The 26266-nt window shown below is 67.6% G+C and carries 23 protein-coding genes and 1 tRNA gene; 22 read left to right on the top strand and 2 right to left on the bottom strand.

Annotated elements, in window-relative coordinates; genetic code table 11:
- The first annotated feature begins 16 nt into the window (after window positions 1-16).
- From hisG to FGL91_RS14090, 13 genes are all read left to right on the top strand, one after another.
- A complete protein-coding gene (gene hisG, locus FGL91_RS14150; RefSeq protein WP_047519543.1) occupies window positions 17-859 on the top strand; it encodes an ATP phosphoribosyltransferase in 843 nt (280 codons plus the stop codon).
- Window positions 859-1620, top strand: a complete 762-nt coding sequence (gene hisF, locus FGL91_RS14145; protein WP_153244129.1) for an imidazole glycerol phosphate synthase subunit HisF — start codon at window positions 859-861, stop codon at window positions 1618-1620. Before hisG ends, hisF begins: the two co-directional genes overlap by 1 nt.
- Window positions 1617-1976, top strand: coding sequence for a phosphoribosyl-AMP cyclohydrolase (gene hisI, locus FGL91_RS14140; RefSeq protein WP_131491036.1), 360 nt, complete (start codon window positions 1617-1619; stop codon window positions 1974-1976). Before hisF ends, hisI begins: the two co-directional genes overlap by 4 nt.
- Window positions 1973-2560: a Trp biosynthesis-associated membrane protein gene (locus tag FGL91_RS14135; RefSeq protein WP_131491035.1), complete on the top strand. Its 588-nt coding sequence runs from the start codon at window positions 1973-1975 to the stop codon at window positions 2558-2560. Before hisI ends, FGL91_RS14135 begins: the two co-directional genes overlap by 4 nt.
- A gap of 47 nt (window positions 2561-2607) precedes the next feature.
- The gene (locus tag FGL91_RS14130; protein ID WP_047519551.1) at window positions 2608-2838 is read left to right on the top strand and encodes an HGxxPAAW family protein; all 231 of its coding nucleotides are present in this window, start codon (window positions 2608-2610) and stop codon (window positions 2836-2838) included.
- A complete protein-coding gene (trpC, locus tag FGL91_RS14125) occupies window positions 2838-3611 on the top strand; it encodes an indole-3-glycerol phosphate synthase TrpC (protein WP_047519553.1) in 774 nt (257 codons plus the stop codon). Before FGL91_RS14130 ends, trpC begins: the two co-directional genes overlap by 1 nt.
- Window positions 3611-4879 carry a tryptophan synthase subunit beta gene (gene trpB, locus FGL91_RS14120; RefSeq protein ID WP_131491108.1) on the top strand — a complete coding sequence of 423 codons (1269 nt, stop codon included), beginning with the start codon at window positions 3611-3613 and terminating at the stop codon, window positions 4877-4879. The genes trpC and trpB overlap by 1 nt, the downstream gene beginning before the upstream one ends.
- Complete coding sequence (gene trpA, locus FGL91_RS14115; RefSeq protein WP_153244128.1) at window positions 4876-5679, top strand: tryptophan synthase subunit alpha; 804 nt, start codon at window positions 4876-4878, stop codon at window positions 5677-5679. The genes trpB and trpA overlap by 4 nt, the downstream gene beginning before the upstream one ends.
- 10 nt (window positions 5680-5689) lie before the next feature.
- On the top strand, window positions 5690-6715 hold the full coding sequence (gene lgt, locus FGL91_RS14110) for a prolipoprotein diacylglyceryl transferase (RefSeq protein WP_047519559.1): 1026 nt from the start codon (window positions 5690-5692) through the stop codon (window positions 6713-6715).
- A gap of 143 nt (window positions 6716-6858) precedes the next feature.
- On the top strand, window positions 6859-11382 hold the full coding sequence (gene gltB / locus FGL91_RS14105) for a glutamate synthase large subunit (protein ID WP_153244749.1): 4524 nt from the start codon (window positions 6859-6861) through the stop codon (window positions 11380-11382).
- Window positions 11375-12841, top strand: coding sequence for a glutamate synthase subunit beta (locus FGL91_RS14100; RefSeq protein WP_153244127.1), 1467 nt, complete (start codon window positions 11375-11377; stop codon window positions 12839-12841). Before gltB ends, FGL91_RS14100 begins: the two co-directional genes overlap by 8 nt.
- 57 nt (window positions 12842-12898) lie before the next feature.
- Window positions 12899-14347: a pyruvate kinase gene (gene pyk, locus FGL91_RS14095; RefSeq protein ID WP_131491032.1), complete on the top strand. Its 1449-nt coding sequence runs from the start codon at window positions 12899-12901 to the stop codon at window positions 14345-14347.
- Window positions 14348-14389: 42 nt separating this feature from the next.
- Entirely contained in the window at window positions 14390-15115 is a 726-nt protein-coding gene (locus FGL91_RS14090) for an esterase/lipase family protein (RefSeq protein ID WP_153244126.1), read from the top strand.
- Window positions 15116-15135: 20 nt separating this feature from the next.
- Here FGL91_RS14090 and FGL91_RS14085 read toward each other — a convergent pair.
- Window positions 15136-15218 (bottom strand) — tRNA-Leu (locus FGL91_RS14085).
- 100 nt (window positions 15219-15318) lie between these two features.
- Between FGL91_RS14085 and FGL91_RS14080 the strand changes: the two genes are divergently transcribed.
- Both FGL91_RS14080 and FGL91_RS14075 read left to right on the top strand, forming a co-directional pair.
- Window positions 15319-15939, top strand: a complete 621-nt coding sequence (locus tag FGL91_RS14080; RefSeq protein ID WP_017830602.1) for an ANTAR domain-containing response regulator — start codon at window positions 15319-15321, stop codon at window positions 15937-15939.
- A 2-nt stretch (window positions 15940-15941) separates the two neighbouring features.
- Entirely contained in the window at window positions 15942-16517 is a 576-nt protein-coding gene (locus FGL91_RS14075; RefSeq protein WP_153244125.1) for a GNAT family N-acetyltransferase, read from the top strand.
- Here the strand turns inward: FGL91_RS14075 and FGL91_RS14070 are convergent.
- Window positions 16492-16920: a hotdog fold thioesterase gene (locus FGL91_RS14070; RefSeq protein ID WP_153244124.1), complete on the bottom strand. Its 429-nt coding sequence runs from the start codon at window positions 16918-16920 to the stop codon at window positions 16492-16494. The two genes, FGL91_RS14075 and FGL91_RS14070, sit on opposite strands and share 26 nt — an antisense overlap.
- Window positions 16921-16965: 45 nt before the next feature.
- Here FGL91_RS14070 and polA point away from each other — a divergent pair, with 45 nt between their 5' ends.
- The 7 genes from polA to FGL91_RS14035 all read left to right on the top strand — a co-directional run bounded on the left by polA (window position 16966) and on the right by FGL91_RS14035 (window position 26263).
- Entirely contained in the window at window positions 16966-19599 is a 2634-nt protein-coding gene (gene polA / locus FGL91_RS14065) for a DNA polymerase I (protein WP_194239229.1), read from the top strand.
- 38 nt (window positions 19600-19637) lie between these two features.
- Entirely contained in the window at window positions 19638-21314 is a 1677-nt protein-coding gene (locus FGL91_RS14060) for a DUF885 domain-containing protein (RefSeq protein ID WP_153244123.1), read from the top strand.
- 54 nt (window positions 21315-21368) lie between these two features.
- Entirely contained in the window at window positions 21369-22403 is a 1035-nt protein-coding gene (locus tag FGL91_RS14055) for an LLM class flavin-dependent oxidoreductase (RefSeq protein ID WP_153244122.1), read from the top strand.
- A 47-nt stretch (window positions 22404-22450) separates the two neighbouring features.
- Window positions 22451-23803 carry an MFS transporter gene (locus FGL91_RS14050; RefSeq protein WP_153244121.1) on the top strand — a complete coding sequence of 451 codons (1353 nt, stop codon included), beginning with the start codon at window positions 22451-22453 and terminating at the stop codon, window positions 23801-23803.
- 35 nt (window positions 23804-23838) lie between these two features.
- The gene (locus FGL91_RS14045; RefSeq protein WP_194239228.1) at window positions 23839-24594 is read left to right on the top strand and encodes an SGNH/GDSL hydrolase family protein; all 756 of its coding nucleotides are present in this window, start codon (window positions 23839-23841) and stop codon (window positions 24592-24594) included.
- A gap of 19 nt (window positions 24595-24613) precedes the next feature.
- Window positions 24614-25360 carry a formylglycine-generating enzyme family protein gene (locus FGL91_RS14040; RefSeq protein WP_131491026.1) on the top strand — a complete coding sequence of 249 codons (747 nt, stop codon included), beginning with the start codon at window positions 24614-24616 and terminating at the stop codon, window positions 25358-25360.
- Between the two features lie 90 nt (window positions 25361-25450).
- On the top strand, window positions 25451-26263 hold the full coding sequence (locus tag FGL91_RS14035; protein WP_131491025.1) for an arginase family protein: 813 nt from the start codon (window positions 25451-25453) through the stop codon (window positions 26261-26263).
- Window positions 26264-26266: the final 3 nt, after the last annotated feature.

Here is a 26266-nt window from a genome sequence, read left to right as displayed (position 1 = left end):
GAACTGAAAGCCATCCATGCTGCGCATCGCTGTTCCCAACAAGGGCTCCCTCTCCGAGACCGCCGCCGAGATGCTCGCCGAAGCGGGCTACGCCGGGCGTCGTGATCCCAAGACCCTCCATGTCGTCGACGCCGAGAACGACGTCGAGTTCTTCTTCCTCCGTCCCAAGGACATCGCGACCTACGTCGGCTCCGGCGCCATCGACGTCGGCATCACCGGACGCGACCTCCTGCTCGACGCGCGGATGCCCGGCGCGCGCGAGATCGAGGCGCTCGGGTTCGCCGGCTCCACATTCCGCTTCGCTGCACCGACGGGGCGTTACACCGACGTGTCGGAGCTCGACGGGCTGCGCGTCGCTACCTCCTACCCGGGCCTGGTGGATGCGTTCCTCGACGAGCGCGACATCGCGGTCGACCTGGTACCCCTCGACGGCGCGGTCGAGTCCGCGGTCCGACTCGGGGTCGCCGATGCGGTCGCCGACGTCGTCGAGACCGGGACCACACTGCGTCAGGCGGGTCTCGATGTGTTCGGCCCCGTCATCCTGGAGTCGGAGGCGGTGCTCATCGCCGGGCCGGTCGATGCGGACGGTGCGGAGACGCTGCTCCGCCGCCTGCGTGGCGTGATGGTCGCACGACGGTTCGTGATGATCGACTACGACCTCCCGGTCGCGCTCCTCGACGACGCTGTGAAGATCGCCGGAGGCGTGGAGTCGCCGACCGTCTCCCCGCTCCGCGACCCCGAGTGGGTGGCCGTGCGCGTCATGGTCGCGCGCTCGCGCGTCAACCCCGTCATGGATGCGCTCTACGCCCTGGGCGCGCGCGCGATCCTGGTGACGGCCATCCACAACGCGAGGCTGTGATGACTCTCGCCAGTCGTGTCATCCCGTGCCTCGACGTCGCCGCCGGTCGCGTCGTCAAGGGCGTCAACTTCGAGAACCTGCGGGACATGGGTGACCCTGTCGAGCTGGCACGGCACTATGCGGCACAGGGTGCTGACGAGGTCACCTTCCTCGATGTGACCGCGACGGTCGACGCCCGGGCGACCACTTACGACGTGGTGCAGCGCACCGCCGAGCAGGTCTTCGTGCCGTTGACCGTGGGCGGGGGAGTGCGCACCGTGGAAGACGTGGCCCGACTGCTCTCGGTCGGTGCCGACAAGGTGGGCGTGAACTCCGCCGCGATCTCGCGCCCAGACCTCATCGGAGAGATCGCGGACCGCTTCGGCGCCCAGGTGCTCGTCCTGTCCCTCGACGTGAAGCGCGCCCCCACCACGTCCTCCGGGTTCGTCGTCACGACGCACGGCGGTCGCACGGAGACGACGCTCGATGCACTCGACTGGGCTCGTGAAGCCGTCGATCGAGGAGCCGGGGAGCTCCTCGTGAACTCCATCGACGCCGACGGCACGCGAGACGGTTTCGATCTCGAGCTGGTGCGCCTGATGCGTGAGGTCGCGTCGGTGCCCGTGATCGCCTCGGGCGGTGCGGGGAAGGCCGCCGACTTCGCTCCGGCCATTAAAGCGGGAGCCGACGCGGTCCTGGCGGCGAGCGTGTTCCACACCGGCGCGCTCACGGTCGGCGACGTCAAGGATGCGCTCCGCGCAGAGGGAGTGGTGATCAGATGACCACCGTGGACGAGCGCATCGCGCAGGTCGACTTCAATCCGGACGGTCTCGCCCCGGTGATCGTGCAGCAGTGGGACACGCGAGAGGTCCTCATGCTCGCGTGGGTCGACGCGGAGGCCCTGCGACGCACCCTGACCTCCGGCCGCGCCACGTACTGGTCGCGTTCACGTCAGGAGTACTGGCGGAAGGGCGACACCTCGGGTCACATCCAGGTCGTGCGCGAAGCGCGGCTCGACTGCGACGGGGACGCCATCCTGCTCCTCGTGGCGCAGCACGGTCCGGCCTGCCACACGGGTACCCGTACCTGTTTCGACACGACCGATCTCGGCGCCGTGGTGGGGGAGGAGCAGTCGTGACACTCGCGAAGCGCGGTCGCTCGATCTCGGTGTCCGGCTTCCTGCTCGCCGGCGCGATCGGCATCATCTCCTCGACCCAGACCTGGTTCACGGTCGAGCGCGCGGATGCGGGAGAAGCGATCCTCGTGCCCGGCGCGTCCGCCCTCGTTCTCCTCGCCCCGCTCAGCCTTGCGGTTCTCGCCCTCGGTGCGGCGCTCTCGATCGCCGGCAAGGCGGTCCGCTTCGTCTTCGGAGTGCTGGCGGCCGTGACAGCACTGTTCCTCGGCTGGTCGACGCTCCAGCTCCTGCTCACCGAGCCGTTCGGCGCCGTCGCCGCCACCGTGACCGAGGTGACGGGTCTGGCCGGTGGCGCGGCGGTCCACGAGACGGTCTCGAGCATCGTGCCTTCCGCGTGGCCGTACATCGCGCTGGTCGGCTGGGCGATCCTGCTGGTCGCGTCCGTCGTCGTCCTCGTGACCTGGCGCGGATGGAAGACGGGCGGACGGCGGTACCGCACCGATCGCGTCGACGTCGCCCACGATGGGCCTGTGGATGCCGTCGATTCGTGGGACGAGCTGTCCCGCGGGACCGATCCGACTCGTTGACCCCGATAGACTGATTCCGAACTGCACGTCGTCCCCCGGAGGAGAACATGACCAACCCGATCGCCGATCCCGGCCACGGACATTCGCCTGCCGCCTGGACCGCCGTCGTCATCATGCTGGTCGGCGTCGCCGCCGCCACTGTCGCGTTCTGCTTCGAGCAGCCGGTCCTCGTGATGATCTCGATCGCTCTCGTTCCCATCGGCGCGATCATGGGCTGGGTGCTGGCCAAGGCCGGCTATGGCGTGAAGGGTCCGAAGTACGCTCCGAAGGCGCACTAATGGTCCTCGCCGACCTGACGGCCGGCGCTGTCGCAGACGCTGAGCGTCGCGCCTCATCGCGCCCGTTGGCCGCCGTGGAGCGCGATGCGCTCGCGCGTCCCGCCGCGAAGGACGCGCTGGCGTTCCTCGCGCCGGCCGATCGTGTGAAGATCATCGCCGAGGTCAAGCGCGCGAGCCCCTCGCGCGGCGCTCTCGCGGAGATCCCCGACCCGGCGCTCCAGGCATCTCTCTACGAAGAGGGAGGCGCCTCGGCGATCAGCGTGCTGACCGAGGAACGTCGATTCGGGGGGAGCCTCGCCGACCTCGAGGCGGTCACCGCCAGGGTCTCGCTGCCGGTGCTGCGCAAGGACTTCATCGCCACCCGCTACCAGGTCCTCGAGGCCCGTGCCGCGGGCGCCGATCTCGTCCTCCTCATCGTCGCCGGTCTCGACGCCGAAGTGCTTCGCGACCTCTTCGGGTTCATCACCGAACTCGGCATGACCCCCCTCGTCGAGACGCATTCGGCCGAGGAGCTCGAAGCCGCCATCGACCTCGGTTCTCCGCTGATCGGTGTGAACGCGCGTGATCTGAAGACACTCGAACTCGACCGCGACCTGTTCGGTCGCCTGGTGGATCGGATCCCGGACACCGCGGTGAAGATCGCGGAGTCCGCAGTGCTCACCCCCGAAGACGTCGCGCACTACCGCTCCGCCGGCGCCGACGTCGTCCTGATCGGCGAGGCTCTCGTCACCGGCGACCCCGTCGCCACTCTCACGCGTTTCCTGGAGGCATGATGAGCCTGCGCGACCAGCACGGTCCCTTCTTCGGCGAATTCGGCGGGCGCTACATGCCCGAGTCGCTCATCGCCGCGATCGACGAGTTGACCGTGGCGTACGAGGCGGCGATCATCGACCCGGATTTCCGGGCTGAGCTCGCGCACCTGCTGAGCTCGTACGCCGGGAGGCCGTCCGCGATCACCGAGGTGCCGCGGTTCGCCGAGCACGCCGGTGGGGCACGCGTCTTCCTCAAGCGGGAAGACCTCAACCACACGGGTTCGCACAAGATCAACAACGTCCTCGGACAGGCGCTGCTGACCAAGCGGCTCGGCAAGACCCGTGTGATCGCCGAGACGGGCGCTGGACAGCACGGCGTCGCGACCGCCACCGCTGCGGCGCTGTTCGGCTTGGACTGCACGATCTACATGGGTGAGGTCGACACCGAGCGTCAAGCGCTCAACGTGGCCCGCATGCGCCTGCTCGGTGCGGAGGTCGTTCCGGTGACGTCCGGTTCCCGCACGCTCAAGGACGCGATCAACGATGCCTACCGCGACTGGGTGGCGTCGGTCGAGACCACCAACTACATCTTCGGCACCGCCGCAGGACCGCACCCCTTCCCGGCGATGGTCCGCGACTTCCAGAAGATCATCGGCGAGGAGGCGCGTGCGCAACTCCTCGACGAGGTCGGACGGCTCCCCGATGCGGTCCTCGCGTGCGTGGGCGGCGGGTCGAATGCGATCGGCATGTTCGATGCGTTCCTCGACGATGAGGGCGTCGCCCTCTACGGCGTGGAGGCGGCGGGTGACGGCGTCGACACCGAGAAGCACGCGGCATCGATCGAGCGTGGGCGGCCCGGTGTGCTGCACGGCGCCAAGACCTACGTGCTCCAGGATGAGGACGGCCAGACGATCGAGTCGCACTCGATCTCCGCAGGGCTCGACTATCCCGGTGTCGGCCCGGAGCACGCCTGGCTCGCGGACATCGGCCGCGCGGAGTACATCCCGGCGACCGACGACGAAGCCATGCAGGCTCTGCGTCTGCTGAGTCGGACGGAGGGGATCATCCCCGCCATCGAATCGGCCCATGCCCTCGCCGGTGCGCTGCGCGTCGGGCGCGAGCTCGGTCCCGACGGACTCATCGCCGTGTGTCTCTCGGGTCGTGGCGACAAGGACATGGACACCGCAGCCCGCTACTTCGAGCTCTACGACCAGGCCGCTCTGGCCCACGAAGTCGCGGAGGAGAGCGCCGAGGAAGAGCTCGCATCGAAGGGGGAGCCCCAGCTATGAGCCGAGTCGAACAGGCGATCCAGCGCGCCCACGACGCCGGCCGCAGCGCGTTCGTCGGCTACCTGCCCGTCGGATTCCCCGACCTCGAGACGAGCATCCAGGCGGCCATCGCCCTCGCCGAGAACGGTGTCGACATCATCGAGCTGGGGCCGCCGTACAGCGACCCGGTGATGGACGGCGCGATCATCCAGGAGGCGACCACCACGGCTCTGGCCGCGGGCTTCCGGATGGCCGACCTCTTCACGGCGATCCGCGCCATCACGGCTGCGACCGATGTGCCGGTCCTCGTCATGACGTACTGGAACCCGGTCATGCAGTACGGCGTCGACCGCTATGCGGATGACCTGCTCGCCGCGGGCGGCGCCGGACTCATCACGCCCGACATCACGCCCGATGCCGCGGGGGAGTGGATCGCCGCGAGCGAGCGGACGGGCCTCGACCGCGTGTTCCTGGCTGCGCCCACCTCCTCCGACGAGCGGCTCGACCTCGTCGTGAAGTCGTCCACCGGGTTCGTGTACACCGTCTCGACGATGGGTATCACGGGCGAACGCGCCGAACTCGACCGCGCCGCACGCACCCTCGTCGGACGTCTGCGCGCGCACGGCGCCCGACGCGCGTGCGTGGGCATCGGCATCTCCACGGCCGAGCAGATCGCCGGGGTGTCGGAGTACGCCGACGGTGCCATCGTCGGCACAGCCCTCGTCCGTGCCCTGCGCGACGGCGGCGTCCCCGCCCTCGCCGAGGTCACCCGCAACCTGGCCGCCGGCACCTCGTCGGCGCGCCCCGATCACGAGAACTAGAATCGCACTCATGTCACTCGCGCTCCACAGCACCTTCACCGGTGTGCTCGCCAGCATCCCGAGCCCCCCGGTGTCCTACTTCGACCTCGGGCCCATACGGATCCACTTCTATGCGCTGTGCATCATCGCGGGCATCATCGCCGCGACGCTGCTGACCAACCACCGTCTCACCAAGCGCGGTGCGGAGCCGTGGGTCGTGATCGACATCTCGATCCTCGCGGTGCCCCTGGCGATCATCGGCGCCCGGATCTTCCACGTCCTCACCCACCCGAACGACTACTTCGGCGAGGGCATCAACACCTGGAACCCCTTCCAACCGGGCTCGGTGTGGGCCATCTGGGAGGGCGGTATCGCGATCTTCGGTGCGCTCATCGGTGGCGCGATCGGTGCGTATCTCGGCTGCCGCTGGACCGGCATCCGCTTCTGGACGTTCGCCGACGCTCTGGCGCCGGGGCTGCTGCTGGCGCAGGCCATGGGACGCTTCGGCAACTGGTTCAACCACGAACTCTTCGGCCTCCCCACCGACCTGCCGTGGGGGCTGGAGATCGAGTCCACGAACTCCGCGTTCCCTCCCGGTCTTCCCGAGGGCACGCTGTTCCACCCGACCTTCCTCTACGAGGTGCTGTGGAACGGGCTGGGCGTCATCGTCCTGCTCTGGCTCGGTCGCAAGCTCTTCTTCCAGTGGGGTCGCCTGTTCGCGATGTACCTCATCTGGTACAGCGCGGGACGCATCGTCTGGGAGTCGATCCGCATCGACCCGAGCGAGATCATCCTGGGGCTGCGCAGCAACGTCCTCGCGGCCATCATCGGCGTCCTCGTGGGTCTCGCGATCCTCATCGTGCAGACGCGTCGCCACCCCGGTCTCGAGCCCTCGCCGTATCAGCCGGGCCGCGAACGGACCGACGCGGACGCTGATGTACAATCGCAGAACAATCCCTCTGACTTCGTAGACGTGAGCGAGCCTCCGACCGAAGAAGTCACCGCAGGAGCCACCGCCACAAGCACTGCTCCCACGAGCGAGGACGGCTCTCGATAACGCCGCCTCGTGGCGGGAGAACCATTGCACTGAACGAGCGGGCCGACGTCGTCCCCGGGTTTCACTCGACGATCTGAGGACGGTAACTGGTGTACTTCCAGCCCCCTTACGGCGCCTCCGGCGCATACCCCCCGAAGCAGGGCATGTACAACCCGGCGTTCGAGAAGGACGCCTGCGGCCTGGCCATGGTCGCGACGCTGCGCGGCGAAGCCGGGCACGACATCATCGCGTTGGCCCTTCAGGCTCTTCGCAATCTGGAGCACCGTGGTGCCATCGGTTCCGACGCCGGAACCGGAGACGGTGCGGGCATCCTGACGCAGATGCCCGATGCGTTCCTCCGCGCTGTGGTCGGCTTCGAGCTGCCGCCGGTGGGCGAGTACGCCGCGGGGCTGGCGTTCCTGCCTCGCGATTCGAGCGAGCGTCGTCAGCAGAAGGCCGGGATCGAGAAGATCGCCCGCTCCGAAGGACTCCGCGTCCTCGGATGGCGCGATGTCCCTACCGCCAACGAGAACCTCGGCAAGCTCGCCGATGAGGCGCGTCCCGCCTTCGAGCAGCTCTTCGTGAGCGCCGGGGGAGCGACCCACGCCGATGCGCCGCTCACGGGCATCGCCCTCGACCGTGTCGCCTACCGCCTGCGCAAGCGTGCAGGTCACGAACTCGGCGCGTACTTCGTCTCGCTCTCGGCCCGCACGCTCTGCTACAAGGGCATGGTCACGACGCTGCAGCTCGAACCGTTCTACCCCGACCTGCAGGACGAGCGTTTCGCGTCCGAGCTCGCGGTGGTGCATTCCCGGTACTCCACGAACACCTTCCCGTCATGGCCGCTCGCGCAGCCGCTGCGGATGCTCGCGCACAACGGTGAGATCAACACCGTCGGCGGGAACCGCAACTGGATGCGTGCGCGCCAGTCGCAGCTGGAATCGGAGTTGCTCGGCGACATCGATCCGCTGCTGCCGATCTGCACCGACGGCGCGAGCGACTCCGCCTCTTTCGACGAGGTGCTCGAGCTGCTCACACTCACCGGACGGAGCCTGCCGCACGCCATCATGATGATGGTTCCCGAGGCTTATGAGAAGCAGACCGACATCTCGCCGGAGCTGCGTTCGTTCTACGAGTACCACTCGAACCAGATGGAGCCGTGGGACGGTCCCGCTGCCCTCATCTTCACCGACGGCACGCTCGTCGGCGCCACACTCGACCGCAACGGTCTCCGCCCGGGACGGTGGACGGAGACGACCGACGGTCTGGTCGTGATCGGCTCCGAGACCGGTGTGCTGCAGTTCGAGCCGGAGCGCATCAAGCGTCGCGGCCGACTGCAGCCCGGAAAGATGTTCCTCGTCGACACGGCACAGCGTCGCATCGTCGAGGACAGCGAGATCAAGCGCGACCTCGCCACCATGCACCCGTGGCAGGAGTGGCTGGATGCCGGCGCCGTGCGTCTCGCCGAGCTGCCGGAGCGCGAGCACATCGTGCACCCTCCGGCCTCGATCACCCGCCGTCAGCGGACCTTCGGATACACCGAGGAAGAAGTCCGCATCCTGCTCACCCCGATGGGTCAGACCGGCGTCGAGCCCCTCGGTGCCATGGGCTCCGACACGCCTATCGCGGTGCTCAGCAAGCGTCCGCGACTGCTCTTCGACTACTTCACGCAGCAGTTCGCACAGGTGACGAACCCGCCGCTCGACTCGATCCGTGAAGAGGTCGTCACGAGTCTCAAGCTGGGTCTCGGGCCCGAGAGCAATCTGCTCTCCTGGGGGCCGGAGCACACCCGCACCGTGTCGCTCGATTTCCCCGTGATCGACAACGACGAGCTCGCGAAGATCCGTCACATCGACAAGGCGATGCCCGGCCGGTCGAGTGTGACCATCCGCGGCCTCTACCACTTCGATGCGGGTCCCCAGACCCTGCAGGACCGTCTCACGGAGATGTGCGCGGAGGTTGACGAGGCGATCGAGAACGGCGCCGAGTTCATCATCCTGTCGGACCGCGACTCGAACAAGGACCTCACCCCGATCCCGTCCCTGCTGATGGTGTCGGCGATCCACCACCACCTCATCCGGCGTGAGAACCGCATGAAGGTCGGGCTCATCGTCGAGGCCGGTGACGTGCGTGAAGTGCACCACGTCGCCACGCTGATCGGTTACGGCGCATCTGCGGTGAACCCGTATCTCGCGATGGAGACGGTCGAGCACCTCGTACGCACCGGCTACATCAACGGCATCACGCCCGAGAAGGCGGTCAAGAACCTGATCTACGCCCTCGGCAAGGGCGTGCTCAAGATCATGTCGAAGATGGGCATCTCCACCGTGTCGTCCTACGCGGGCGCTCAGGTGTTCGAGGCCGTCGGCCTCAGCCAGGAGTTCATCGACGCCTACTTCACGCGCACCGAGTCCAAGCTCGGCGGCGTCGGCATCGAGGAGATCTTCGCCGAGAACCAGGCGCGTCACGACTACGCCTATCCGGAGGACGCGGCGGCGCGTGCGCACGAGCGTCTGTGGACCGGTGGCGAGTACCAGTGGCGCCGTGACGGCTCTCCGCACCTGTTCAACCCGGAGACAGTGTTCAAGCTTCAGCACTCGACCCGCACGCGTCGCTACGACATCTTCCGGGAATACACGAAGCTCGTCGATGAGCAGGCGGCAGAGCTGAAGACGCTGCGCGGGCTGTTCACGCTGCGCACCGGCACCCGCAAGCCCGTCCCGCTGGACGAGGTCGAGCCGGTGTCCGCGATCGTCAAGAGGTTCTCGACGGGGGCGATGAGCTATGGCTCGATCTCCCGGGAGGCGCACGAGACGCTCGCGATCGCCATGAACAGGATCGGCGGGAAGTCGAACACCGGTGAAGGCGGTGAGGATCCGGATCGCCTGGTCGACCCGGAACGCCGCAGCGCGATCAAGCAGGTCGCCTCCGGACGTTTCGGTGTGACCAGCCTCTATCTCACCGAGGCGGACGACATCCAGATCAAGCTCGCTCAGGGGGCCAAGCCCGGCGAGGGAGGACAGCTGCCGCCGACCAAGGTCTACCCCTGGGTCGCCCGCACCCGTCACGCAACGGCCGGTGTCGGTCTCATCTCGCCACCGCCGCACCATGACATCTACTCGATCGAAGACCTCAAGCAGCTGATCTTCGACCTGAAGCGGGCGAACCCCGAGGCGCGTATCCACACCAAGCTGGTGAGCCAGTCGGGCATCGGTGCGGTGTCGGCGGGTGTCGCCAAGGCTCTGAGCGACGTGATTCTCGTCTCCGGCCACGACGGTGGAACTGGAGCGAGCCCGTTGAACTCGCTCAAGCACGCCGGCACGCCGTGGGAGCTCGGTCTCGCCGAGACCCAGCAGACGCTCATGCTCAACGGCATGCGGGACCGTGTCGTCGTGCAGGTCGACGGTCAGCTCAAGACCGGTCGTGACGTGATCATCGGTGCGCTGCTGGGCGCGGAGGAGTTCGGTTTCGCGACGGCGCCCCTCGTGGTCAGCGGCTGCATCATGATGCGGGTCTGCCACCTCGACACCTGCCCGGTCGGCGTCGCGACCCAGAACCCGGTGCTGCGCGAGCGCTTCACAGGAAAGCCGGAGTTCGTCGTGAACTTCATGGAGTTCATCGCCGAAGAGGTGCGCGAACTCCTCGCCGAGCTGGGATACCGCTCTCTCGACGAGGTGATCGGGCGCGCCGATCTCATCGAGGTGAACGCCGCCGTGGAGCACTGGAAGGCAGAGGGTCTCGACCTGACACCCGTGCTCGAAGGCCCAGCCTTCCCGGCGGGCGAGCCGCGTCGCAGCGGCCGCGCGCAGGATCACGAACTCGAGAAGCACTTCGACGTGCAGCTCATCGACATCGCGAAGGGGGCGCTGCTCAACGGCGAACCCGTCGTGGCGGAGCTGCCCATCGCGAACACCGAGCGTGCCGTGGGGACGATGCTGGGGCATCAGGTCACGTCACGCCACGGCGCCGCAGGCCTCCCCGAGGGAACCATCGACGTCACGCTGCACGGCACCGCGGGGCAGTCGCTCGGCGCGTTCCTGCCGCCGGGCATCGTGCTCCGGCTCGAAGGCGACGCGAACGACTACGTCGGCAAGGGGCTGTCCGGTGGGGACATCACGATCCGCCCGCCTCGCGGGTCCTCCATCGCTCCGGAGGACAACGTGATCGCCGGAAACGTGATCGGCTATGGCGCGACGTCGGGGACGATGTTCATCTCCGGTGTCGTCGGCGAACGCTTCCTCGTCCGCAACTCGGGCGCGACCGCCGTCGTCGAGGGAGTGGGCGACCACGCGCTCGAGTACATGACGGGTGGTCTGGCCGTGATCCTCGGCTCGACCGGCCGCAACTTCGGCGCCGGTATGTCCGGGGGAGTGGCCTACGTGCACGCCCTCGACACCAGCAAGGTGAACGCGCAGTCGCTCGGGAGTGGAGAACTGCGGCTCGAACCACTCGATCGCGCAGATCTCGAGGTGCTGCGAAGCCTGTTGGTCGCGCACGCCGAGCGCACGGCCTCACCGCGGGCCTCCGCGCTCCTCGAGAACTTCGATGATGTCGCCGCGGAGTTCGTGAAGGTACTTCCTCGCGACTTCGCCGCGGTGCGGAGCATGCGCGAAGAAGCACTGGCCGAGGGGATCGACCCCGACGGCGACATCGTTTGGAACCGCATCCTGGAGGTGACCGGTGGCTGACCCCAAAGGCTTTCTGAAGGTGACCGAGCGGGAACTTCCCGCACGACGTCCGGTGCCTGTGCGCATCATGGACTGGAAAGAGGTCTACGAGCCGGGCGACAAGCAGGTCCTGCGTCGTCAAGCCGGACGCTGCATGGACTGCGGCGTGCCGTTCTGTCATCAGGGATGCCCGCTCGGCAACCTGATCCCCGAGTGGAACGACCTCACCTGGCGCGGTGAGGGCCGCGCGGCGATCGAGCGCCTGCACGCCACGAACAACTTCCCGGAGTTCACGGGGCGGCTGTGCCCCGCGCCCTGCGAGAGCTCGTGCGTGCTCGGCATCAACCAGCCGGCGGTCACGATCAAGCAGATCGAGGTCTCGATCATCGATGAGGCCTTCGCGAAGGGGTGGGTCGAGCCGGAGCCGCCCGAGCGCCTCACGGGAAAGACGGTCGCCGTGGTCGGATCGGGCCCCGCGGGTCTCGCTGCCGCCCAGCAGCTCACCCGCGCCGGGCACACGGTCGCGGTATTTGAGCGGGACGACCGCATCGGCGGCCTGCTGCGCTACGGCATCCCGGACTTCAAGATGGAGAAGACGCAGCTCGAATCGCGCCTTCGCCAGATGCAGGAGGAGGGCACGCGCTTCCGTGCCGGTGTGGAGATCGGCAAGGACATCTCCTGGCCCGACCTGCGTGCCCGCTACGACGCCGTCGTCATCGCGACGGGGTCCACGGTTCCGCGTGACCTCGCCATCCCCGGCCGTGACCTCGACGGCGTGCACTTCGCCATGGAGTACCTCGTCGAGTCCAATCACGCGGTCGCGGGCGACAAGGTCACCGACCAGATCAGCGCGGAGGGCAAGCACGTCATCGTCATCGGCGGTGGAGACACTGGCGCGGACTGCATCGGAACCGCGCACCGTCAGGGCGCTCTCAGCGTCACCAACCTGGCGATCGGCATGCAGCCGGGCGACGTCCGTCCGGACCACCAGCCGTGGCCGATGATGCCGACGATCTTCGAGGTGTCGTCCGCCCACGAGGAGGGCGGAGAGCGGGTGTACCTCGCGTCCACCGTCGAGTTCCTCGGAAACGACGTCGGTGAGGTGCGTGCGCTGCGCGTGGCCGAGACCGAGTACGTCGACGGCCACCGCGTCCCCAAGAGCGGCACCGAGCGAGAGATCCCCGCGGATCTGGTCCTGATCGCGATGGGCTTCACCGGACCCGAGCAGGAGGGGTACACCGAAGACACGCTTCCGCAGGTCACCGACCGTGGCGCCTTCCGCCGCGACTCGTCGTACGAGTCGACGGTTCCCGGAGTGTTCGTCGCCGGAGACGCCGGTCGCGGTCAGTCGCTCATCGTGTGGGCTATCGCCGAGGGTCGCGCCGCTGCCGCGAACGTCGATCGCTTCCTGATGGGCACCACCGTGCTTCCCGAGCCGGTGCGACCGAGTGATGTCGCGATCGGTCTCCAGCCCGCGTAGGCTGAGGCCGGCACCGTCGCCTGATTTACATCCCCCATTTCTACCCTGGAGTATCTGTTGAGACGCGCGAAAATCGTCGCCACCTTGGGCCCCGCAACTTCCACGTATGAGACGGTGCGCGCACTGATCGATGCGGGGGTGGACGTCGCGCGACTGAACCTCAGCCACGGCGACTACTCGGTCCACGAGAACAACTACGCGAACGTGCGTCGTGCCGCAGAGGATGCCGGCCGGGCCGTCGCGATCCTCGTCGACCTGCAGGGGCCGAAAATCCGCCTCGGCAAGTTCGAGGACGGGCCGTACGAGCTCGCCAAGGGCGACATCTTCAAGATCACAACCGAAGACATCATCGGCAACAAGGAGATCTGCGGAACGACCTTCAAGGGTCTCCCGCAGGACGTCAAGCCGGGCGACTTCCTGCTGATCGACGACGGCAAGGTCCGCGTCGAGGTCGTCGAGACCGACGGCGTCACGGTGACCACCAAGGTCATCGTGGCCGGCGCCGTCTCCAACAACAAGGGCATCAACCTCCCCGGTGTCGCCGTCAACGTCCCCGCTCTCAGCGAGAAGGACGAAGACGACCTGCGTTGGGGACTGCGCATCGGCGCCGATCTGATCGCGCTGTCGTTCGTGCGCAATGCCGCCGATGTGACCCGCGTTCACGAGATCATGGCGGAAGAGGGCGTCAAGGTTCCCGTCATCGCCAAGGTCGAGAAGCCGCAGGCCGTCGATGCGCTGGAAGAGATCGTCGACGCGTTCGATGCGATCATGGTCGCCCGTGGTGACCTGGGCGTCGAGCTTCCGCTCGAGGCCGTGCCGATCGTGCAGAAGCGCGCCGTCGAGATCGCTCGCCGGATGGCCAAGCCGGTGATCGTCGCGACGCAGATGCTCGAGTCGATGATCAGCAGCCCGGTTCCCACGCGTGCCGAGACCTCGGACGTCGCGAACGCCGTCCTCGACGGTGCGGATGCCGTCATGCTCTCCGGTGAGACCAGTGTCGGCGACTACCCGGTCGTGGTCGTCGAGACCATGGCACGGATCATCGCCTCCACGGAAGAGCACGGCTTGGAGCGCATCCTGCCGCTGACGACCAAGCCCCGCACGCAGGGAGGCGCGATCACGCTCGCTGCTCTCGAGGTGGCGGAGTTCGTCGAGGCGAAGTTCCTCTGCGTGTTCACGCAGTCCGGAGATTCCGCGCGTCGTCTGTCGCGTCTGCGTTCGCGCATCCCGATGATCGCGTTCACCCCGGAGCCGGGAATCCGTCGCCGCATGGCTCTGACCTGGGGCATCCGCTCCACCCTGGTCGACATGGTCCAGCACACCGACCTGATGTATCACCAGGTGGACGAGTATCTGCTCGGCAACGGTCTCGCACAAGAGGGGGACAAGGTCGTCGTGATCTCCGGTTCCCCTCCCGGAATCGTCGGATCGACAAACGACCTGCGCGTGCACAAGGTCGGCGACGCGATCCGCGGCGCGGCACCGATCTACAAGGCCGGCGTCTGACATCGCGCATTGAGGGGGCGGAGCTTCGGCTCCGCCCCCTCGATGCGCGATCCGGTAGTTTTCCCTCATGGGTCCGCATCGTCTTCTGAGGAGCACGTCATCGGCGCGCTGAGGAAGGCGGGGTGGTGGTGCGCGGACTACGCGTACGCGGGGTTCTGGCAGCTGCGCGCGATGTTCGACCGCACGGATCCTGCGTCGTTCACCTCCGGGAGCGGTGCACGGATCGTCGTCCTTCCCGGCGTCTACGAGACGTGGAAGTTCATGCAGCCGCTCGTCGCGGCGATGCATGAGCGAGGCCATCCGGTCCAGGTCGTCGACACCCTCCATCGCAATCGACGTCCGGTGGTGGAGATGGCGCAGAGCGTCGGGGACTTCCTGGAGCGCCATGACCTCACGGATGTGATCCTGGTCGCCCACAGCAAGGGCGGGCTCGCGGGCAAGCTGGTCATGACGGGACCGGCGGCCGGCCGTGTGCGCTCGATGCTGGCGATCGCGACACCGTTCGGCGGTTCGAGCTATGCCCGTTTGATGCTCTCGCGGACGCTGCGGGAGTTTGCCCCCGATGACCCGGGAATCGTGAGCCTCACACAGAGACGGTCGGTGAACGATCGGATCGTCTCGATCTACGCGGAATTCGACCCGCACATCCCGGAGGGCAGCGAACTCGTCGGTGCCAAGAACGTCCGCCTCGACACCGGGGGGCATTTCCGGATCCTCGCGCATCCCCGGGTGCTCGCCGAGCTGGCTGTCCTCGCCGAGGAGCCCTGAGGGCTCTCTTCATCAAACGGTGCCGGCGGTGGGACTCGAACCCACACGCCCTTTCGGACAAAGCATTTTGAGTGCTCCGCGTCTGCCATTCCGCCACGCCGGCTCGTGTGTCGCGTCTACGACTTTAGCGCAGCACGAGAGCCGGATTCTCCGCGCCGACCGCCTGGGGCCTGCGAACAGGGGCTCTCCACTAGGATGGTTGTGTGACAGAGCAAGAAGAGCAGGCTGAGCAGCCCACGTCATCCGCACCCCGACGCGTCGTCGTCGCTGAAGACGAGTCGCTGATCCGTCTCGACATCGTCGAGATCCTTCGCGACAACGGCTTCGATGTCGTGGGCGAGGCGGGGGATGGAGAGACCGCGGTCGCTCTGGCGACCGAGCTCCGACCGGACCTCGTCATCATGGACGTCAAGATGCCACAGCTCGACGGCATCAGCGCTGCGGAGAAGCTGCACAAGGGCAATATCGCGCCGGTCGTCCTGCTCACGGCGTTCAGCCAGAAGGAGCTCGTCGAGCGCGCGAGCGAGGCCGGTGCTCTCGCGTACGTCGTGAAGCCGTTCACCCCGAACGACCTCCTGCCCGCGATCGAGATCGCGCTGGCTCGTCACGAGCAGATCATCACGCTCGAGGCCGAGGTCGCCGACATGGTCGAGCGCTTCGAGACCCGCAAGCTCGTCGACCGGGCCAAGGGTCTGCTCAACGAGAAGATGGGCCTGAGCGAACCTGAGGCGTTCCGCTGGATCCAGAAGGCGTCGATGGACCGCCGTCTGACGATGCAGGACGTCGCCAAGGCGATCATCGAGCAGCTCGCCCCCAAGAAGTAGCGGTGAGCGCCGGCGCGATCCGGCTCGATACCGAGCACATCCTGCGGCCGGTGAGGCGGGGGGATGGGGTTGCGCTCGCCCGCGCGTATGTCGCGAATCGCGAACATCTCGCGCCGTGGGAGCCGACGCGCTCGGAGGCGTTCTTCACCGTCGCCGCGCAGGAGCAGCACGCCCAGCTCTGCGTGCAAGACGCGGACGCCGGGCGGAGTCTCCGCTTCGTCATCGAATCCGATGACGGGGAGATCCGCGGTCGGATGAACATCAACAACATCGTCCGGGGGGCGTTCTGGAGCGCTGACCTCGGCTATTGGGTCGATGCGACGCGGCTGCGTCGCGGCCTCGCGAGTCGCGCCGTCGCTCAGCTCATCGAGTATTCACGAACGCAGCTCCGCCTTCACCGGCTCCAGGCCGCCACCCTGCTGCACAACCTCGGTTCCCAACGCGTGCTGGTCGGCAACGGCTTCGAGCGCATCGGCATGGCGCCGAAGTACCTCCGCATCGCGGGGGAGTGGCAGGACCACCTGCTGTTCCAGCGACTGCTCGAGGAACCGCTCAGTTCGCGGCGGGAAGGTCCTTGATCATGTTGGTGATGCGGATCGTGGAGCAGCGGCGTCCCTGATCGTCGGTCACCACGATCTCGTGCACGGTGATGCTCCGTCCCAGGTGCACCGGTGTGCATACGCCGGTGACGACGCCCGACGTGGCCGATCGGGTGTGCGTCGCGTTGATGTCGACGCCGACGGCGAGACGACCGGTACCGGCGTGCAGGTTCGCCGCCATCGAACCGAGCGATTCGCCGAGCACCACGTACGCGCCACCGTGCATGAGGCCGACCGGCTGGGTGTTGCCTTCGACAGGCATCGTCGCGACACAGCGGTCGATGCCGAACTCGACGAACTCCATGCCCATCTTCTCGGCCAGGGCACCCATTCCGCGGGCCGTGGCCCAGTCGAGTCCCTCGCTCGTCGCGACGTCGCTCATGCATCCTCCTCAGCGGGTGTCTGTCGTCCTCGTTAGGCTGACAGGGTGACGGACTCCGCAAAGCCTACCCTCATGGTCGTCGACGGCCACTCGCTCGCCTACCGCGCTTTCTTCGCGCTCCCGGTCGACAATTTCACGACCAAGGACAATCAGCACACCAACGGCATCTACGGCTTCCTCTCGATGCTGGTGAACCTCATCAAAGCCGAGCAGCCGACGCACTTGGCGATCGCCTTCGACACCTCGCGTCACTCGTTCCGCACGGAGGAGTACTCCGAGTACAAGGCCACGCGTTCCGAGTCGCCACAGGAGTTCAAGGGTCAGATCCCGCTTCTGCAGGATTGCCTCGCCGCCATGTCGATCCCTGTCCTGACGAAGGAGGGGATCGAGGCCGACGACATCCTCGCGACGCTCGCTTCACAGGGCGCCGAGCAGGGCTTCGACGTGCTCGTCGTCTCCGGAGACCGTGACACCATCCAGCTCGTGAACGACGACGTCACGCTGCTCTACCCGTCGGTGCAGGGCGTCTCGCAACTCAAGCGCTACGACCCGACAACGGTGCAGGAGCGCTACGGTGTGCGTCCCGAGCAGTACCCCGACATCGCGGCCCTGGTCGGCGAGACCAGCGACAACCTGCCCGGTGTTCCGAAGGTCGGGGAGAAGACGGCGGTCAAGTGGCTCACGCAGTTCGGATCGCTCGATGAGCTGATCGCCCGTGCCGACGAGATCAAGGGAGTGGTCGGCGGCAACCTCCGCGACCACATCGACGATGTCCGACGCAACCGCAAGCTCAACCGTCTCCTCACCGATGTCGAGCTCCCGGTCGGGCCCTCCGACCTGGCCGTGGCACCAATCGATGCGCAGGCCGTGCGCGACATCTTCGCCCGGCTCGAGTTCCGCACCCTGCTACCGCGGGTGTTCGAGGCCGTCGGAGCCGGGGAGGTCGCCGACGACCCGGCGTCGGTCGTCGTGGTGCCCGCACCGGTCGAGACGTCACCCGCGGAGCTGGCGGCCTGGGCTGTCGCGCAGGACGGCGATGTCTCTCTGCGGATCATGACGCAGGGAGGTTCGCCCACACGGATCGGCGCCGCGACTCTCACCGACCTCCGCGAGTCGGATTGGACGGAGAGCGCCGCAGAGGCTCTGCGCGAATGGATCGAGTCCGACGCGCCGAAGGTGCTGCACGATGCGAAGCCGCAGGTGAAGGCCCTGATCCGTCAGGGAATCCGCCTCCGCGGTCTCGCCTATGACACGAGCCTGGCCGGGTGGCTCCTGCGGCCGAGCTTCCCCGACAAGACCCTGTCCGACCTGGTCGAGCGCTACCTCGGCGAGAAGCTGCCCGAGGCCGACCCGTCCCAGCTGGTGCCCGAGACCGAGGGAGCCACACCGTCGCAGGAGGCATGGTTCGCGTTGCGCGTCGCCGATGCGCTGCGTGAAGACATCCCCGAGTCGGTCGCCGCTGTCCTGGTCGACATCGAACTGCCGACCCTGCTCACACTCGCCGACATGGAGGTCGCGGGCGTCGCGGTCTCGCACGAGGTGCTCTCCACGTTCTCCGGCGAGCTCGCCGCTCGCGCCGAGGGACTCGCGCAGGAGGCGTTCTCGGTCGTCGGTCGTGAATTCAATCTCGGTTCGCCCAAGCAGCTGCAGGAGGTCTTGTTCGAAGACCTGCAGTTGCCGAAGACCCGCAAGACCAAAACCGGCTACTCCACCGACGCCGCGGTACTCGCCGACCTGCAGGAGAGCAACCCGCACCCGTTCCTCAGCCTGTTGCTGCAGCACCGTGAGGCCACCAAGCTCCGGCAGATCATCGAGTCCCTCGACACGGCGATCGGCGACGACCACCGCGTGCACACGACGTACGTGCAGACGGGGAGCCAGACCGGGCGACTGTCCAGTACCGATCCCAATCTGCAGAACATCCCGGTGCGTACGGAGGAATCGCGCCGTATCCGGAGCGCATTCGAGGTCGGCGAGGGGTACGACGCTCTCTTGACGGCCGACTATTCGCAGATCGAGATGCGCATCATGGCCCATCTGTCCGGCGACGAGGGGCTGATCGAGGCCTTCAACAGTGGCGAGGACCTGCACCGGTTCGTCGGCGCCCGCGTGTTCGGGGTCGAGCCCAGCGAGGTGTCTCCGGCGATGCGCACGAAGGTGAAGGCGATGTCCTACGGCCTCGTCTACGGACTCTCGGCGTTCGGGCTCTCGAAGCAGCTGCGCATCGAGCAGTCCGAGGCCAAGCAGCTGATGGTGGAGTACTTCGCACGATTCGGCGCGGTGCGCGACTATCTGCGTGCCTCGGTCATGAAGGCGAAAGAGGTCGGCTACACCGAGACGATCTTCGGGCGCCGTCGGCCGTTCCCTGATCTCGCGAGCCCGAACCGGGTACTGCGTGAGAACGCTGAGCGCGCTGCCCTCAACGCGCCGATCCAGGGGAGCGCCGCCGACATCATGAAGATCGCGCTGCTTCACATCCACGACGACCTTCGCTCCCAGCAGCTGTCCTCGCGCGTGCTGCTCCAGATCCATGACGAACTCGTCGTCGAGGTCGCCCCGGGGGAGTGGGACGCCACGGAGCAGATCGTGCGCGCTCGAATGGGTGATGCCGCACAGTTGTCGGTGCCGCTCGATGTTCAGGTCGGCCGCGGCCGTGACTGGAACGAAGCCGCGCACTGACCTCCGCCGCGGGAGGGGCCGGGGCTAGGCTGGCAGTTATGACTTCAGCTCCCCGCACCCCTTCCGCCATCGACGCCGTCGCCGATGAATGGGTCGACACGATCGCGGTTCTGGCACCCACTCTCGGCACCTACATCGGGCGCGACGAGGTGAACGACCGCTTCGGCGACCTGAGCCCCGCCGGTCATGAGGAGATCGCTGCGGCGACGCGTGCGACGTTGGACAAGCTCTCCGCGCTCGAGCCCGTGGACGCGATCGACGAGGTGACGAAGACCGACCTCGGTGCCGAGCTCCGGCTCGACCTCGAGCTGCACGACGCGAAGTGGCACCTGCGCGATCTCAACGTGATCGCTTCTGCCGCACAGGATGTGCGCGCGGCGTTCGACCTGATGCCCACGGCGACGGTGCAGGACTGGGACGTGATCGCGACCCGCTTCGCCGCGGTGCCCGATGCCCTTCGCGGCTACGTCGAGACCCTCAGGACGGGTATCGCGGAGGGCATCGTGCCGGCGCGCAGGCAGGTGACCGAGGTGGCGACGCAGATCGATCGCTACACCGCCGATGACGGCTTCTTCGCTGCGTTCGTCGCGAACGCAGACCCCGAGGAGGGGCAGCTGCCCGCGTCTCTCGCCCGCACTCTCGCCGACAACTCGGCCTCGGCCCGTGTCGCCTACGACGAACTGCGCCGTTTCCTCGCGGAGGAGCTCGCTCCTGCCGCAGGCGACGACGACGCAGTGGGGCGTGACCTCTATGCGCTCAACTCGCGTCGCTTCCTCGGGGCGACCATCGATCTCGACGAGACCTACGAGTGGGGGCGCGAGGAGCTCGCGCGCATGGTCGAGGAGCAGACCGCGATCGCGAACGAGATCCTCCCCGGTGCGTCCGTCGAGGAAGCGGTCGCCCACCTGGAAGCCGACCCCGCGCGCAAGCTCGTCGGCACCGACGCTCTCCAGAAGTGGATGCAGGAGACGAGCGACCGCGCGGTCGCGGAACTCGGCGTCTCGCATTTCGACATCCCCGAAGCCATTCGCACGCTCGAGTGCATGATCGCCCCCACGCAGGAGGGCGGCATCTACTACACCGGCCCGACCGACGACTTCTCACGCCCCGGTCGCATGTGGTGGTCCGTCCCCGAGGGCGTCACGGAGTTCGACACGTGGCGGGAGCTCACCACAGTCTTCCATGAGGGCGTCCCGGGTCACCATCTGCAGATCGCTCAGGCGGTGTACAACCGGGCCGAGCTCAATTCCTGGCGTCGGCTGCTCGCGGGAACCTCGGGTCATGCCGAGGGCTGGGCTCTGTACGCGGAGCGTCTGATGGAGCAGCTCGGGTACCTGGACGACCCCGCCGACCGGCTCGGCATGCTCGACGGACAGCGGATGCGGGCCGCCCGCGTCGTCCTCGACATCGGTGTGCACCTGGGCAAGCCGCGTCTCGACGGCACCGGAGTGTGGGACGCGGAGTACGCACTCGACTTCATGCGCCAGAACGTGAACATGTCGGATCAGTTCGTGCAGTTCGAGGTGAACCGCTACCTCGGCTGGCCGGGCCAGGCGCCGTCGTACAAGGTCGGTCAGCGCATCTGGGAGCAGGTGCGCGACGGAGTCCGTGCCGCCGAGGGAGATGCCTTCTCGTTCAAAGACTTCCACAAGAAGGCGCTCGACCTGGGCGGCGTCGGCCTCGACACGCTGCGCAGCGCTCTGCTCCCACGCTGACGGGAATGGGATCCGGCCCACGAGTGTTCATTCACCTGAATAGAGAGGGATGACATGGGCATCGAATTCGGACTGGACACCTTCGGCGACATCACGAGGGACGCGGGCGGGAAGCTCCTGACCGGGGCGCAGACGATCCGCAACGTCGTGGAGCAGGCTGAGCTCGCAGACACGGTCGGGGTGGACTTCTTCGGGGTGGGGGAGCACCACCGCGAAGAGTTCGCGGTGTCCGCGCCGGAGATGGTGCTCGCCGCGATCGCTGCCCGCACCGAACACATCAGCCTCGGCACGGCGGTGACGGTGCTGTCTTCGGATGATCCGGTCCGCGTGTTCGAGCGCTTCTCGACCTTGGACGCCCTCTCGAACGGCCGAGCCGAGGTCGTCCTCGGCCGCGGCTCCTTCATCGAGTCCTTTCCACTCTTCGGCTACGACCTGCGGGACTACGACGCGCTGTTCGAGCAGAAGCTCGAGCTGTTCGTCGAACTCCTCAAGGAGGAGCCCGTGACATGGTCGGGCACCATGCGCGCCTCGCTGGAGAATGCGAACGTGTTCCCCAAGACCGATAAGGGTCTTCGTACCTGGGTGGGGGTGGGTGGCAGCCCGGAGTCCGTCGTACGGGTCGCGCGCCATGGCCTGGGGCTGATGCTCGCGATCATCGGCGGGCCGGCGGCGCGGTTCAAGCCCTTCGTCGATCTGTACCACCGCTCTGTCGCGTCTTTCGGAAACACCTCGCACCCTGTCTCGGTGCATTCGCCCGGCCACATCGCCGAGACGGATGCGGAAGCCTGGGACGCCGCCTACTCCGGGTTCGAAGCGATGAACAACACCATCGGCCGGGAACGCGGATGGCCGGCGTACAGTCGCGCGCGCTTCCAGAACGACGTCGGGCCGGAGGGCGCGATCTACGCGGGCTCACCGGACCGCGTCGCCGCGAAGATCGCAGGCACGATCACGACCCTCGGTCTCGGCCGGTTCGACCTGAAGTACGCCACCGGCACCCTGTCGCATGAGTCGATGATGCGCAGCATCGAGCTGTACGGGACCGAAGTGATCCCGCGCGTGAAGCGGATCCTCGACGCGCAGGACTGACGACATCACGCGCAGGACGTCAGGCGCTCGGCTCTACGATGAAGAACATGGCCAACTCCGCCCTGCCGGGCCGCTCATCGCTGGCTGAGCGCCTGGACGTCCTGCCGTTTACACGTCGACACCTCCGCCTGCTGACAGGGTCCGGGGTCGGTTGGGCGCTGGACGCGATGGATGTCGGCCTGATCTCGTTCATCCTCGCCGCGCTCACGCAGCAGTGGGGGCTGACGAAAGGCGAGGCCGGCTGGATCGCCTCGGTCGGATTCATCGGCATGGCCGTCGGGGCCACACTCGGCGGGCTCCTCGCCGATCGTTTCGGCCGGCGGCAGGTCTTCGCCCTCACGCTGCTCGTGTACGGCATCGCGACCGGTGCCAGCGCCCTGGTCGGAGGACTGGTGGCGCTTCTGGTCCTGCGGTTCCTGGTGGGACTCGGCCTCGGCGCAGAGCTCCCGGTGGCGTCGACCTATGTGAGCGAGTTCGCACCCGCGCGGATCCGCGGCCGCCTGATCGTGGTGCTGGAGGCTTTCTGGGCGCTCGGATGGACCGCCGCCGCGGTGATCGGCTTCCTGGTCATCCCGGCTTCGGACGACGGCTGGCGCTGGGCGTTCGCGCTGGGCGCGATCCCCGCGGCGTACGCACTCTTCGTACGTTGGCGCATGCCGGAGTCACCTCGCTGGCTCGCCTCACGAGGACGCATCGCGGAGGCAGACCGCATCGTGTCGGCGTTCGAGACCGATGCCGGTGTGGACGTCGCACCCGCGATCCGGAAGGAACCCGCCTCCCGCGCGATCGCGGTCACGGCGAGGGCGCGGCTGGCGACACTCTGGAACCCGGAGTTCCGGCTGCGCACTCTGTGCCTGTGGGTGGTGTGGCTGGGGGTGAACTTCGCCTACTACGGAGCGTTCATCTGGATCCCGAGCATCCTCGTCGATGCCGGGTTCGATCTGGTGCGTTCATTCGGTTTCACGTTGATCATCACGTTGGCGCAGCTTCCGGGCTATGCGGTCGCCGCGTGGTTGATCGAGGTGTGGGGGCGCCGTGTGACGCTGTCGGTGTTCCTTCTCGGCTCGGCGGTCGCCGCCGTGGTCTTCGGCACCGCGACGACAGAGGGTGCGATCATCGCGGCGGGCATGGCGCTGTCGTTCTTCAACCTCGGTGCGTGGGGTGCGCTCTACGCCGTGACGCCGGAGATCTATCCGACGTCGCTGCGGGGGACAGGAGCGGGCTGGGCTGCCGGAGTGGGCCGTATCGCGTCGATCGTGGCTCCTCTGTCCGTTCCCGTGCTGCTGGTCGCCGGGGGAGCGCCGCTGCTGTTCGCGGTCTTCGGGGCATGCTTCCTCGGAGCTGCCGCCGCCGCCTGGGGGCTCGTCGATCGGCGCGGGCGAGCGCTCGACGATCGCTGATCCCCGTTGTCGCCGACCCGCAATAGGCTGGGGCGATGGCAGATGTGCGGTTCGTGGCGATCGGCGACTCCTTCACGGAGGGGGTCGGTGACGTCCTTCCGGATGGGCGGGAACGCGGTTGGGCGGACCTCGCAGCTCAAGGATGGGCCGATGCAGCCGGATACCCGATCCAGTATGCGAACCTCGCGATCCGGGGCAAGCTGGCCTGGCCGATCGTCGAGCAGCAGTTGGAACCGGCGCTCGCGCTGCGCCCGACCCACCTCTCCTTCAACGGCGGTGGCAACGACATGCTGCGACCGCGTACCGACGTCGAGCACATCGCCGACGCCTTCAGCCGGGTGCTGCGTCGCTGCGACGAGGAGGGCGTGACCATGATCCTGCTTTCCGGTGCGGACCCGAGCGGTCAGCTGCCGATGGGTTCCCTCGTCCAGCGCAGGGGAGACCTGCTCTCCGAGGCGGTGCTCCGACGCATCGAAGGACGCCCCGACGTCATCCGGGCGCTCAACTGGCCCGATCGCGAACTCTCTCGCGGCGCGTACTGGGCCGACGATCGTCTGCACATGAACGCGGCCGGTCATCACCGTGTCGCTGCCAGGGTGCTCCACGCGCTCGGGTTCGAGCCTCCGGAGACCTGGTGGGCGCCGAGCGATCGCATGGGTGCAGGACCATCGGGCCTCGCCTACTACCGCGAGTTCGTCGGGCCTTGGGTGCGCCGACGAGTGACGCGTACCTCGTCGGGCGACGGCCGTGCGGCGAAATACCCGGCCTGGGTCGAACGGGTCCCGTCGTGATGCCGCGGAGTGACGCGAAGTGACCGACATCGAGCTCGCGCGAATCCCCGCCGGGGTCGTGACCCTCCGCGATGCGCGACGGGGCGAGCAGCGTGAGGTGACGCTCGAGCCGTACGAGATCGGCGTGTACCCCGTGACCGAGGCGCAGCTCACCGAGGTACTGGGCATTCCGATGCGCCACCCGCGTCGCCCCGCAGCCGACCTGAGCTGGTTGCGCGCCGTCCACTTCTGCAACGCCGCCTCCGAGTGGGAAGGGTTGGACCAGGTCTATCTGTTCGACGGCGAGGAGGTCGCCTGGGACACGACGGCCGACGGCTACCGACTGCCCACCGAGGCGGAATGGGAGTTCGCGTGTCGGGCGGGGTCGACCGGGCCGCACTATGCGCCTCTGGCCGATGCGGCGTGGACGAGCGCGGACGGCGTCTCGTCTCCGCAAGATGTCGGGGGGAAGCTCCCGAACCTCCACGGTCTCTTCGACACCCTCGGCAACGTATGGGAGTGGTGCTGGGACCTCCTGGATCCTGCCCGCTACGACGACTACCGGGTGTTCCGCGGGGGCGGATTCGCTGACGATGCGTGGAGTGTCCGCGCCTCGGTCCGCCGAGGGGGAGCGCCGCGGATGCATCACGAAGACGTCGGCCTCCGGCTTGCTCGAGGGGCGTTCGACACGCTCGAACAGGCGCAGGGGTGGTCGGCTCGAGCCGACCGCGAGCGTGCTGTGCAGGACGGGCCGCTTCCGTCGGGTTGGACGCCGCGTCGACGGTGACGTCTCTCTCGCAGTCTCCGAAGTCCGCAGAGGGAAGGCTCGCTGTCCGACGGTTTTGGCGGGGAGCAGCACGGGTGGAAAGCTGGTTCCATGGCATCGGAATATTCGCTCATCGTCTCCCAGGGCCGCGTCGCCGACCGCACCGATGGGGCGCTCGCGGGTGCACGACGCGTCGGCGAGGCGGTCTCGTCACTTCTCGCTGTCGACCCGCTGATCATCGGCACGCCGACACCGAGCGAGATCGATGATTGGTCCGTCGCACTTCCCGAAGCGGAGACGACGTTGAGAGGGCTGCGCACCGCGGTGAGCGAAGCCATCGCGGATGGCACGACGCCTCTTCTGATCACCAACACCTGCGCGGCGAGCCTCGGCACGTTGCCGACGGCGGCCGCGCATCATCCCGAGGCCGTCGTGCTCTGGATCGACGCGCATGGCGACTTCAACACACCCGATACGACCGATTCCGGGTATCTGGGAGGTATGGTCCTGGCCGCTGCGTGTGGGCTCTGGAACAGCGGGCACGGGGCGGGCCTCGATCCGAGAAAGGTGGTGGTGGTCGGTGGCCGGGACATCGACACCGCTGAGGAGCAGCTGCTCGCCGATGCCGGCGTCACCGTCATCCCCCCGTCGGAGAGCACGCCCGAGCGCGTCCTCGAGTCGGTCGCGGGTCGCCCGGTGTGGATCCACGTCGATTGGGACGTCCTCGAGCCTGGCTACATCCCTGCCGCGTACCGCGTCGGGGGAGGACTGCTGCCTCACCAGATCGCCGCGATCTTCGCTGCGCTACCGCCGGACTCCGTGCGGGGGATCGAACTCGCGGAGTTCGAAGCAGGCGATGCGGAGGTGCCGGAGCGCGTCAGCGTCGAGTTGATCGTGGAGACACTCCAGCACCTGCTCCGCTGAGCG

The sequence above is a fragment of the Microbacterium sp. CBA3102 genome (assembly GCF_007954505.1).
GTDB classification, from domain to species: domain Bacteria; phylum Actinomycetota; class Actinomycetes; order Actinomycetales; family Microbacteriaceae; genus Microbacterium; species Microbacterium aurugineum.
Note: the sequence above shows the minus strand (reverse complement) of the source record. Positions and strands in the feature narration are given on the sequence as shown.